Source organism: bacterium, from assembly GCA_029210545.1.
In the GTDB taxonomy this organism is placed as follows: Bacteria; BMS3Abin14; BMS3Abin14; order BMS3Abin14; family BMS3Abin14; genus JARGFV01.
On the sequence record JARGFV010000088.1, the window covers coordinates 1 to 10,629 of the forward strand.

At 57.0% G+C, this 10,629-nt stretch carries 8 protein-coding genes and 3 tRNA genes; 10 read left to right on the forward strand and 1 reads right to left on the reverse strand.

Going from position 1 to position 10,629, the window contains the following annotated elements:
- Positions 1 to 523: 523 nt before the first annotated feature.
- The 10 genes from P1S46_09370 (at position 524) to P1S46_09415 (ending at position 9,414) form a co-directional block, all read left to right on the forward strand.
- Positions 524 to 607, forward strand: a tRNA-Leu gene (locus tag P1S46_09370).
- Positions 608 to 1,082: 475 nt separating this feature from the next.
- Positions 1,083 to 2,417 carry a trigger factor gene (gene tig / locus P1S46_09375; GenBank protein ID MDF1536694.1) on the forward strand — a complete coding sequence of 445 codons (1,335 nt, stop codon included), beginning with the start codon at positions 1,083 to 1,085 and terminating at the stop codon, positions 2,415 to 2,417.
- Between the two features lie 99 nt (positions 2,418 to 2,516).
- Complete coding sequence (gene clpP / locus P1S46_09380) at positions 2,517 to 3,116, forward strand: ATP-dependent Clp endopeptidase proteolytic subunit ClpP (protein ID MDF1536695.1); 600 nt, start codon at positions 2,517 to 2,519, stop codon at positions 3,114 to 3,116.
- An 18-nt stretch (positions 3,117 to 3,134) separates the two neighbouring features.
- The gene (clpX, locus tag P1S46_09385; GenBank protein ID MDF1536696.1) at positions 3,135 to 4,409 is read left to right on the forward strand and encodes an ATP-dependent Clp protease ATP-binding subunit ClpX; all 1,275 of its coding nucleotides are present in this window, start codon (positions 3,135 to 3,137) and stop codon (positions 4,407 to 4,409) included.
- Positions 4,410 to 4,523: 114 nt separating this feature from the next.
- Positions 4,524 to 6,929 (forward strand): endopeptidase La, encoded by a 2,406-nt coding sequence (lon, locus tag P1S46_09390; GenBank protein MDF1536697.1) that lies wholly within the window; start codon positions 4,524 to 4,526, stop codon positions 6,927 to 6,929.
- A 317-nt stretch (positions 6,930 to 7,246) separates the two neighbouring features.
- Positions 7,247 to 7,322: transfer RNA gene (locus P1S46_09395), tRNA-Val, on the forward strand.
- 34 nt (positions 7,323 to 7,356) lie between these two features.
- Positions 7,357 to 7,433, forward strand: a tRNA-Asp gene (locus P1S46_09400).
- A gap of 57 nt (positions 7,434 to 7,490) precedes the next feature.
- On the forward strand, positions 7,491 to 8,060 hold the full coding sequence (locus P1S46_09405; protein ID MDF1536698.1) for a hypothetical protein: 570 nt from the start codon (positions 7,491 to 7,493) through the stop codon (positions 8,058 to 8,060).
- A gap of 39 nt (positions 8,061 to 8,099) precedes the next feature.
- On the forward strand, positions 8,100 to 8,789 hold the full coding sequence (locus tag P1S46_09410) for a YggS family pyridoxal phosphate-dependent enzyme (protein MDF1536699.1): 690 nt from the start codon (positions 8,100 to 8,102) through the stop codon (positions 8,787 to 8,789).
- A gap of 139 nt (positions 8,790 to 8,928) precedes the next feature.
- The gene (locus P1S46_09415; protein ID MDF1536700.1) at positions 8,929 to 9,414 is read left to right on the forward strand and encodes a hypothetical protein; all 486 of its coding nucleotides are present in this window, start codon (positions 8,929 to 8,931) and stop codon (positions 9,412 to 9,414) included.
- A gap of 194 nt (positions 9,415 to 9,608) precedes the next feature.
- Here P1S46_09415 and proC read toward each other — a convergent pair whose 3' ends face one another.
- Positions 9,609 to 10,421, reverse strand: a complete 813-nt coding sequence (gene proC / locus P1S46_09420) for a pyrroline-5-carboxylate reductase (protein MDF1536701.1) — start codon at positions 10,419 to 10,421, stop codon at positions 9,609 to 9,611.
- Positions 10,422 to 10,629: the final 208 nt, after the last annotated feature.

Below are 10,629 nucleotides of genomic sequence, written 5' to 3' on the forward strand. Positions count from 1 at the left end.
TTTAGTATTCCGCACAAGCGAACGACTCAGCAACGCCGCCGGAACGGAAAAGAACCTCGTGAATAGTCCGGGCTAGTAAAAGATACAACCCCACCCCCACGCCCACCGAGAGGATAAGGTTCCTCGTTCGGTAGGAGATCAGGAGAGTAGGGACTCCCGCCAATAAATACGGGTTGATGAGCTGTACATGATCTCCACTGCCTGGCGCCAGCAGGTAGGGTGCCACCAGGGCCGACAGGACGGCGAAGGGGATAACGGCCAGGAAACGTTCCCAGAAAGGGTAGACCCTGACCCTGACCCCGGCCGGAGGGGTCCAATCGGCGGATTTCGGGTTTCAGCTCCTTGATCCGGTTCTCGCTGTGGACCGTTTCGGCTATATGACCATCCTTATAAGACCGCCAATCTCCTTCTGGAATAGCCCGGATGGCCCCTGAAACAGCCGGGTCCAGGTCCGCACTTCCTGCAATTGCTCACGGTTCTGAGCGGTTTCAATATCTGAAACTGTGGTTATAATACAGTCCGTGCGAGGATGGCGGAACTGGTAGACGCGCTGGGTTTAGGACCCAGTACCTTTGGTGTGGGGGTTCGAGTCCCCCTCCTCGCACCAGTCTTCGTTAAGCAAACCTGAAAGGTTTGCTTAACTTCGCCTTGGCAAGCCATCTCAGTTGCTTCTTAACGTTTGACAAGCCACCTCGGCTACAATAGATGAAGCTACGGGTGGCAGGCCACAACAGAGCGAAGGGTGTCCGCCGAAGTTCATCCAGTTCCCCAATCTGCGTTTCAGGGTGAGCGAAGGAGGACATGAACTGGCCTGGAAAAAGCCTTCAATAGGCTCTTTGAATGGCGTTTTGGGTTCCGGGTTCAGGGATTTGAGTGAAACAACTCCAAAATGCTGTAAAAAGGATTCCCTTGTTTCAAAAGTATTGATATATCTGCCAAATTTTTTCCTTTCCACAACTTGCTCAACAGATCGTTTTCAGGTAGCATCAGCCCGCATTTGTTTGGTTTGTTCTATTAACTCAATACTCAAAACCGGTTTTTCGAGTGACCGGTGAAATTTGATGGAGGAATGAGAAAAACCGATGAAAATCAACGTTGAAAAAACCAGCGATGCTGAGCGCAAACTGAACATCGAGATACCGTGGGATCGCTACCAGGAGGAAGTCGATCGACAGCTCAAACTCATCGGCAGGAGAGCGACCGTAAAGGGGTTCAGGAAGGGTAAGGCCCCCATGTCCATGATCCGCCGTATCTACTCGAAAGACGCCGGGCATGATGCCGTCACCGCCCTGGCGGGAGATGTCGTGAAAGATACGCTGGCCGAGCACGAACTCAAGCCTTTCGGGAATCCTTACCTCACCGATGTCAGGACCGAGGAGGATAAGGCAGTCACCCTGGAGGCCATCGTTGAGCTCGAACCTGTCTTCGAGGTCGCGGATTACGCAGCGCTGAAGCTCGAAAAACCCCGGCCCGCGGTCAGGGAGGAAGAAATTGACGGTTTTATCAGCAGTATGCGGGAACGGCACGGGGAAACGGTCAAGGTGGAAGATGGACGGGGTCTGAAAGAAGATGATATCGCCAGCATCGACTTTGCAGGGACCAGGAGCGGTGAACCGGTGAAGAACCTGGACATCAAGGATTACATTGTCCGCATCGGGAAGTCCGAGCTGGTCCCGGGTTTTGAGGAGCAGATCGTGGGAATGAAGCCCGGCGGGACAAGGGAGTTTGACCTGACCTTCCCGGAGGATTTCGCCAACGAGGAACTCGCCGGTGAGCTGATTCATTTCACCGTGTCCCTCAAGGAGATCAGGGAACTGAAACTCCCCGAGGTGGATGACGAGTTCGCCAGGACGCTGGGCAAGTTCGAAAACCTGGAGGAACTCAAGGAAACCATCCGGAAGGACATCATCGAGCATAAAAAGGCCGATTCCGAAAAAGAACTCAGGGCCAACCTGGTGAGACGCCTCGTGGCGGACAACGTTTTTGACGTTCCCTCGTCCCTCGTGGACCAGGAACTCAGGCGCCTCATCCAGGAGTACGGCCAGGGAATGGTTCGGGCCGGGCTGCCCAATGAAAAGGTCCAGGAGATGATCCTGGCCAACGAAAACCACTTCAAGGCCCTCGCTGCCGAGCAGATCAGGCTGCTTTACATCATCAGCGAGATCGCGGAAAAAGAGGGGATGAAAGCAGGCGAGGAAGAGGTCACCGAGGTGGTCCGCCAAAGTGCCGTCCGCATGGGCAAGAATATGGACGAACTCATGGAGGAGTATGCCGGGAACGGCACCTTGAACGAGATCGGGTTCAACCTCGTCCGCGAAAAGGTCTTCGACAAGATCCTGGAGACGGCCAAAATCACGGAAGTCGAGCCTGTGGAAGAGGGGAAAGAAGAGAAAAAGCTAAAGGAAAAGAAAAAGTAAGACGCGGAGACGCGGCGACGCGGCGACGCGGTGGCTTTCCCCGTGTCCCCCACTCTCCCCCTCCCCGTGTCATGAGCGACCAAAACCAAGGAGCCAAGAATGAACCTGATCCCCATGGTCATCGAACAATCCGGTCGCGGCGAACGCGCCTACGACATCTATTCCCGTCTCCTCAAGGACCGGATCATCTTCATGGGAACGGCCATTGACGACCACGTGTCGAACCTTATCATCGCCCAGCTTCTCTACCTGGAGGCGGAAGGGCCGGACAAGGACATTCACCTGTACATCAACAGCCCCGGAGGATCTGTATCGGCCGGTCTTGCGATATACGACACCCTGCGTTACATTAAACCGGAAATCGAAACGATCTGCATCGGGCAGGCGGCCAGCATGGGGGCCCTGATCCTTTCGGCGGGGACAAAAGGCAAACGGTTTACCCTCCCCCACTCGAGGATCATGATACACCAGCCGATGGGCGGATTCTCGGGACAGGCGTCGGACATCGATATCCACGCCAGGGAGATCCTGAAGCTCAAGAACGAACTGAACCTCATCCTGGCCGACAGCACGGGCCAGGACCTTGAGCGGATCCAAAACGACACAGACAGGGATTTTTTCATGTCAGGCACCGAGGCCGTCGAGTACGGTATCGTGGATCAGGTGATCGATCGAAGGCCTGCATCCGAGGTTGACTGACCCGATCCTGGAGACACTATGAGCGACGCGAGAGGCAAAGACGGCAATATCCTCAGGTGTTCCTTCTGCGGAAAGACGCAGGATGAGGTCCGAAAACTCATTGCCGGACCCACTGTTTATATCTGTAACGAGTGTGTTGATCTGTGCACCGATATCATTGCCGAGGAGTGGGACCGCGAAGAGAGCGAGCGTGTCTCAGCCAGCCTGCTCAAGCCGGACCAGATCAAGGCTCTCCTGGACGAGTATGTCATAGGACAGGAGCGGGCCAAGAAGGTCCTTGCGGTTGCGGTTTACAACCACTACAAGCGGATCGAGGCGGTCGCGGACGACGTGGAGCTGCAAAAGAGCAATATCTTTCTCATCGGCCCTACCGGTTCTGGGAAGACCCTCCTGGCCCAGACTCTGGCCCGCATCCTCAACGTACCCTTCGCCATCGTCGACGCCACCACCCTGACCGAAGCCGGCTACGTGGGCGAGGATGTGGAGAACATCATCCTCCGTCTTCTCCAGAACGCCGACTACGATGTCAGCCGTGCCGAAAAGGGGATCGTCTACATCGACGAGATCGACAAGATCGCCCGGAAGAGCGATAACCCATCCATTACGCGGGATGTGTCGGGTGAGGGTGTGCAGCAGGCGCTGCTCAAGATCATCGAGGGGACCATCGCGAACGTTCCGCCCCAGGGAGGCCGGAAACATCCCCAGCAGGAGTTCATCGCTGTCGACACCACCAATATCCTTTTCATCTGCGGGGGTGCTTTCGTGGGCCTGGACGACGTCATCGGGCAGCGGGTCGGAGCCAAGAGCCTCGGTTTCGGTGCCGACATCAAGTCTGACAAGGAAAAAGACATCGGAGAGATACTGGGAATGATGCAGCCCGAGGATCTCATCCGTTATGGAATGATCCCCGAGTTCGTCGGCCGGGTTCCGGTGGTCGCCACCCTGCATGACCTGGACGAGGAAGCGCTGATCCAGATCCTGACAAAGCCCAAGAACGCCCTGGTCAAGCAGTACCAGAAGTTCTTCGAGTTCGAGGACACCAGCCTCAAATTCACCGAAGGATCTCTTGTCTCGGTGTCAAGAGAGGCTGTCAAGCGCAAATCAGGCGCGAGAGGACTGCGGGCCATCCTCGAAGAGGTCATGCTCGACATCATGTACGATCTCCCCTCCCAGCCCAACGTGAAAGAGTGCATTATCAACGAGGATGTCGTCACTTCCATGTCCGATCCCATCCTGCTCTACGAATCCGGCGAGGCTGAAGAGGAAGAGAAAAAGGAGAAGAAGGTCTCCTGATCCGCCTTTGCCTGGGTTCCGGTTACATCCATCAGCATTACTCTGTCACCCGGGCCTTTGCCCCGGCAGGCGATTGGAGTGTGATACGCAATGTCCGAAAACATTGGAAATACAATGATCAATGATGCCATCCCGGTCCTTCCTTTAAGGGATATCGTCGTTTTCCCCTACATGATCGTCCCCCTCTTCGTCGGACGGGAAAAATCGATCAAGGCACTGGAAGAGGCCATGGGGTCTGACAAGTACATCCTCCTGGTGGCCCAGAAGGACGCCCAACTGGACGAGCCTGCTCCGGACGAGATCCACAGTATCGGCACTCTTTCTTCCATCCTGCAGATGCTGCGGCTTCCTGACGGGACCGTGAAGGTCCTAGTGGAGGGGCAAAAGAGGGTCAGGCTGGCCGACTACACCCTGACCGAGGAGTATTTCGCAGCCACCTACGAGGAGCTTGACTACGTTCTTCCCCTGACTCCCGAGCTCGAGGCCATGATGCGGAGCATTGTCGAACGTTTCGAGCGCTATGCAAAACTCAACAAGAAGATCCCCCAGGAGGTACTGGCCACCCTTTCCACCATCAACCAGCCGGGCAAGTTCACCGACACTGTGGCCGCACATTTGATGGTCAAGCTCGAGGACAAGCAGGAACTTCTCGAGACGGTCGTCGTCGCGGAGCGGTTGGAGGCGGTCCTGGCCATCCTGGAGTCGGAGATCGAGATCCTTCAGATCGAGCGCAAGATCCGCAGCCGGGTCAAGCGGCAGATGGAACGTACCCAGAAGGAGTACTACCTCAACGAGCAGATGAGAGCTATCCAGAAGGAGCTTGGTGAAAAGGATGAGGCCAAGGCCGAGGTCCAGGAACTCGAGGAGAAGATCAAGAAGGCAAAGATGCCCGAGGAGGTCAACGACCGGGCTGTGAAGGAACTCCGGCGCCTCAAGATGATGGCTCCCATGGCCGCGGAAGCCACTGTGGTACGCAACTACATCGACTGGCTCATCTCGGTGCCGTGGAGTTACCATACCAAGGACAAACTGGACATCCAGGAAGCGGAGAAGATCCTCGAAGAGGACCACTACGGGCTCAAGAAGGTCAAGGAGAGGATCCTGGAGTACCTGGCGGTCCACCAGCTGGTTGGACAGCTCAAGGGACCCATCCTGTGCTTCGTGGGGCCTCCCGGCGTCGGGAAGACCTCGCTGGCCAAGTCGATCGCCAGGTCTATTGGACGCAACTTTGTGCGCCTTTCACTCGGGGGTGTGCGAGACGAGGCCGAGATCCGCGGGCATCGCAGGACATACATCGGGGCCTTGCCTGGACGGATCATCCAGTCCATGAAGAGGGCTGAGAGCATGAACCCGGTGTTCCTCCTCGACGAGGTGGACAAGATGAGCATGGACTTCAGAGGCGACCCGTCGTCGGCACTTCTCGAGGTCCTCGACCCTGAACAGAACAGCACCTTTTCCGACCACTACATGGAGGTGGACTACGACCTGTCCAAGGTCATGTTCATCACGACAGCAAACTCCCTGGATCCTATCCCGGGGCCGCTGCGGGACCGCATGGAGATCATCCGTATCGCCGGTTATACCGAGTTGGAGAAACTCAATATCGCCAAACGGTTCCTGGTGAAAAAACAGATGGAGGCCAACGGCCTGAAAGCTGAGCACGTGGCATTCCCTGACAAGGGGATCCTCGAGATTATCCGCGGATACACCCGGGAAAGCGGTGTCCGGAACCTGGAACGGGAGATCGCCTCGGTGTGCCGTAAGGTCGCCCGTGAAGTGGTCAAGGACAGGGAGAACAGCAAGCGTATCACCATCACCCCCAGGATGGTGGGCAGGTTCCTTGGTGTCCCCAGGTTCAAGCACAGCGAGATCGAAGAGAAAGACCGGGTCGGGCTCACCACCGGCCTGGCCTGGACTGAAGTAGGCGGTGAGATCCTGCAGACCGAGGTCACCATCCTCGAGGGCAAGGGGAACCTCATCCTTACAGGTAAGCTTGGTGACGTGATGCAGGAGTCGGCCAGGGCTGCCGTGAGTTATGTCCGGTCAAGGGCTGCGGAGCTGGGCCTGCCGCGGGACTTTTACCAGAAGGTCGACACCCACGTCCACGTTCCCGAAGGAGCGATCCCCAAGGACGGACCGTCGGCCGGCATAACCCTGGCTACGTCCCTCGCTTCAGCGCTCACGGGGAGGCCGGTCCGGCATGACATCGCCATGACGGGTGAGATCACCCTCAGGGGCCGTGTTCTGAAGATCGGCGGGCTCAAGGAGAAGCTCCTTGCCGCCAACAGGGGAGGCGTTTGTGCCGTGATCATACCCAGGGAGAACGAGATCGATCTCAAGGATGTTCCCAGGGAGATCCTCAAGGGGCTGACCATCCATCACGTGGAGAGCATGGACGAGGTTCTCGCGCTGGCCCTCCGGGAAACCAAGGAGGAACTGCCCATCCCTCCGCTTCGCCCCAGAGGCGATGAAAACGGGCCTCCAATCCAGGCCGATAACGGGCTGGTGCAGACGCATTAGAGTTTACGGTTTACAGTGAACAGTGAACAGTGAACCGCCTGCCTGCCGTAGCTTTAACGAAGGCTGGTGAACCGTATACCGTGAACCGTATACTTTTGATGACTTCGCAAAAAGTCATCAACGCGCCCCGCGCGGGGCGCCTAAATCAATGGCTCACCCCGTAAGTCATTGATTTGTAAGGAAAGGGAAAACCACGCTTTTCCGTTTCCCCAGGACATCAATGAGCCAGGAAAAGTTCCGCTTGGACTTTTTACGACCCTTATCACTTTTAGATAGTTGACAGGGGGGCGCGAGAAGATTATAAGTATCCCCTCGTTGGGCGGTTAGCTCAGTTGGGAGAGCATCGGCCTTACAAGCCGGGGGTCACAAGTTCGAGCCTTGTACCGCCCACCACCAGCAGAAATGTTTTTTGACATAGAGCACATCAGGGGTCGTAGTTAAGCTGGTTATAACGCCGGCCTGTCACGCCGGAGGCCGCGGGTTCGAGTCCCGTCGACCCCGCCATTCAGGAACGAGGGGGCTGCAGGGGCAGCCCCTTTTTTTTTGACAGGGAGACCATCCATGATGAAAATTCGTAATGTGACCACCTGTACAATGATCTCAGTAGCCCTTTCATTTGTGATCGGCATGCCTTTTTATTCGCTTGCTGCCGATAACAGCTTCCAGCTCGGTGAAGCTGAAACACTCCTGGAAAAGAAGGAGTATGAACAGGCTGTAGCCATGCTCGAGCCTATGCTCGAAGAGGAATCAGGAAACGGGGAGAAAGCACGGGTTCATTTTCTTCTGGGCCGGGTCCTTTACGAAAAGGCCTTTGCGTTTATAAACGCAAACCGGGTGGACGGTAAAGTCAAGTTCAAGGATATCGCCCCTTCCCAGGTGACCGAGCTGAAATCCGCCGCCGGACATTTCCTGCAGGTCGTGGAAATGGATCCCGATGGAAATCTTGTGCCGGATGCATACTTCATGCTGGGTAAGGTCTGGGATTACGATTGTCTCCAGAAGTTCGTTAAATCCAAAGAGGCCTATGGCAAAGCCGCTGAAATGAGGCCTGACACTGAAATAAGCAAGGAGGCCGCCAGCTGCGTGGAGCGGTTAGAAGGGTATTTCAGCTCCCATGAAAGCTCACACTAATATCCCTTCAAGGACCGATAGTGGATTTTTAAAGTCAACATGAGCGATATCGCATTAAGCCTCCGATCCATTCACGACCGGGTCAACAAGGCGGCAGCCGCTGCCGGAAGAAGCCCCACGGACATCCTGGTCCTTGCCGTCAGCAAGACCATGCCCGTGGAACTGGTGCACGAGGCGGTTGCGGCCGGGCAGCTGCATTTCGGGGAGAACCGGATCCAGGAAGCCAGGGAGAAGATCCCCAATGCACCGGAAGGGCTCTCATGGCACCTCGTCGGGCACCTTCAGAGCAACAAGGTAAAATATTGTCCCGATCTTTTCCAGTGGATCCACTCCATCGATTCGGTTCAACTGGCCCGGGAAGTCGCCCGGCGCTATAGTGACCGCGGGAAGATCTGCAAGGCTCTGGTCCAGGTCAGCGTTTCCGGCGAAGAGGTCAAGTCCGGGTGCGACCCCATCGAAACAGCTCAGATCCTCACGGTTCTCATGGAGGAAGAAGGAGCCGAGCCCGCAGGGCTCATGACGATGCCCCCGTGGGATCCGGACCCGGAAAGCGCCCGCCCCTTTTTCAGAGCCCTTCGTGAACTCAGAGACGACCTGGTGGGGCAGGGGTTCCCTGCCGAGTCCCTTCGTGAGCTTTCCATGGGGATGACCGGGGATTTCGAGGTCGCCATCGAGGAGGGCGCCACTATCGTGCGCATCGGCACCGCCATTTTCGGTGAGCGGGGCTGAGTGTGAGTAGACACGGAGACACGGGGACTGGTCTGAGCTTAGCTTAGCTTGGCGGTCTTTCCACTCGCTGGCCCGCCAGGAACTGTCGCTTGGCAAGCAGCAGAGAACCGGACCATGCCCGTTCCAAAAAGTAATGAATGTGAAAAAACTGAAATTCCAACTCACCCGCAGGGACCTTTACGAGGTCATCCGCATCACAGCCTCCCGGCGGCCCCTTCGCCGTATCGCCCTGCCCGGCCTTGCGGGGCTTGTTCTTATCGGCCACACCATGGACGGCAACTACCTCAAAGGGGTTATATGGGCCGTGGCCGTGGCCGGACTTTACTGGGGCGTGTCGCAGGGAATGTTCCTCCTCCACACCTACGGGGGCAACAACGAGACGCTCCTCGTCCCTCAGGAGATCCAGCTGTTCGATGACAGGATGGTGGTCACCAGCGAGCACGGGACGGAGGAGTTCGCGCGGCCCGAGCCGGGTAGCGTACGGCCAGCCGGCAGCCACCTCCTCATCGATACCGGTGGAGGGTCGCTGGTATTTCTGAAAGGTAGTTTTGTGGATCCGGGGGACTATGAAATCTTGCGCAGCTGGCTTCTTTCCGGACCTTCGGGTATCGGCGTGTCGGAGTAACGGGGTTTCGGGGTGAAAACCCGAGGCTTCTTCTCAGATACACCGTTACCCCGTTACACTGATCCATTGCCAGATATCCTGGGCAAGGCCCTTCCTCTCCCATACTCCCATACCCCGTTACCCCGATACGTCACTTCTTTTTCACCCCGTGTCCCCCCTTCGCCGTGCCGCCGTGTCATGGGGAAAAGCGGGGGCTATCCTTGCCCGAGCTCCCCGGCCCGCTTCGCCGCCGCCAGCACTGCCTCAACGACAGCCTCGACAAACCCCGCTTTTCCCAACTCCGCAAGCCCTGCTTCCGTCGTCCCTCCCGGGGAGGTGACCATTTCCCTGAGGCGGGTGGGCGTTTGGCCCGTCTCCACCATCATCCGGGCCGCGCCCAGGATGGTCTGCCTGACAAGTTCTCCCGATTGTTCGACAGGGATTCCCGCGGCAACGCCGGCTTCGGTGAGAGCCTCGGCCATTCTGAAGATGTAAGCCGGCCCGCTGCCGGAAAGGCCGGTCACGGCATCCATAAGTTCTTCCGGCAAAACGTGGCAGCTTCCCACCGCGTGAAAAAGCTCCACCGCCCAGCGGGTCATGTCGGCGTGGACATGGCTTCCGGGTGAAATGACCGTCGCACCGGCTCCCACCAGGGCCGGGGTGTTGGGCATGGAGCGGATAACCCGGGCCCCGGGAAGGTTTCCTTCGAGGAAGGAGATCGTGATACCTGCCGCGATGGAGATCACCAGCGCTCCTTCGCGCAGTGTGCCCGAGATCTCATCGAGGATCCCTTGCATGACCTGGGGTTTGACGGCAAGGAAAATGGTCCCGCCGGCCACCGCCGCCTGCCTGTTCCCGGAAGTCACCTCGAAGCCGTAGGTGTTTTTCAGGTATTCGCACCGCGGGACCAGGGGGTCCGAGATCATGATGGAGCCTGCCGGGACGATACCTGCCCTTACGATCCCCCCCGCAAGGGCCTCGGCCATGTTGCCTCCGCCGATAAAAGATATGGTGTTTTTAAAATTCATGACACCTTTATAGCAATTTCAGATTCCATATTCCATATTCCATATTCCGTCCTGGATTTTAATTAACCGTGAACCGTAGACCGTAGACCGTGAACTTGTCCCTAAAATCTTGGTTGATGGACTCGCAAAAGGTCCATCAACGCGCCCCGCGCGGGGCGCCCAAATCAATGACTCACACCGTAAGTCATTGATTTGTAAGGAAAGGGAA

Excerpts from the sequence above, each read along its gene's own strand:
- lon (MDF1536697.1), top strand. The coding sequence starts at position 4,524 with ATGATCAATGATGCCATCCCGGTCCTTCCTTTAAGGGATATCGTCGTT.
- tig (MDF1536694.1), top strand. The coding sequence starts at position 1,083 with ATGAAAATCAACGTTGAAAAAACCAGCGATGCTGAGCGCAAACTGAAC.
- clpP (MDF1536695.1), top strand. The coding sequence starts at position 2,517 with ATGAACCTGATCCCCATGGTCATCGAACAATCCGGTCGCGGCGAACGC.
- proC (MDF1536701.1), bottom strand. The coding sequence starts at position 10,421 with ATGAATTTTAAAAACACCATATCTTTTATCGGCGGAGGCAACATGGCC.
- P1S46_09410 (MDF1536699.1), top strand. The coding sequence starts at position 8,100 with ATGAGCGATATCGCATTAAGCCTCCGATCCATTCACGACCGGGTCAAC.
- P1S46_09405 (MDF1536698.1), top strand. The coding sequence starts at position 7,491 with ATGATGAAAATTCGTAATGTGACCACCTGTACAATGATCTCAGTAGCC.
- clpX (MDF1536696.1), top strand. The coding sequence starts at position 3,135 with ATGAGCGACGCGAGAGGCAAAGACGGCAATATCCTCAGGTGTTCCTTC.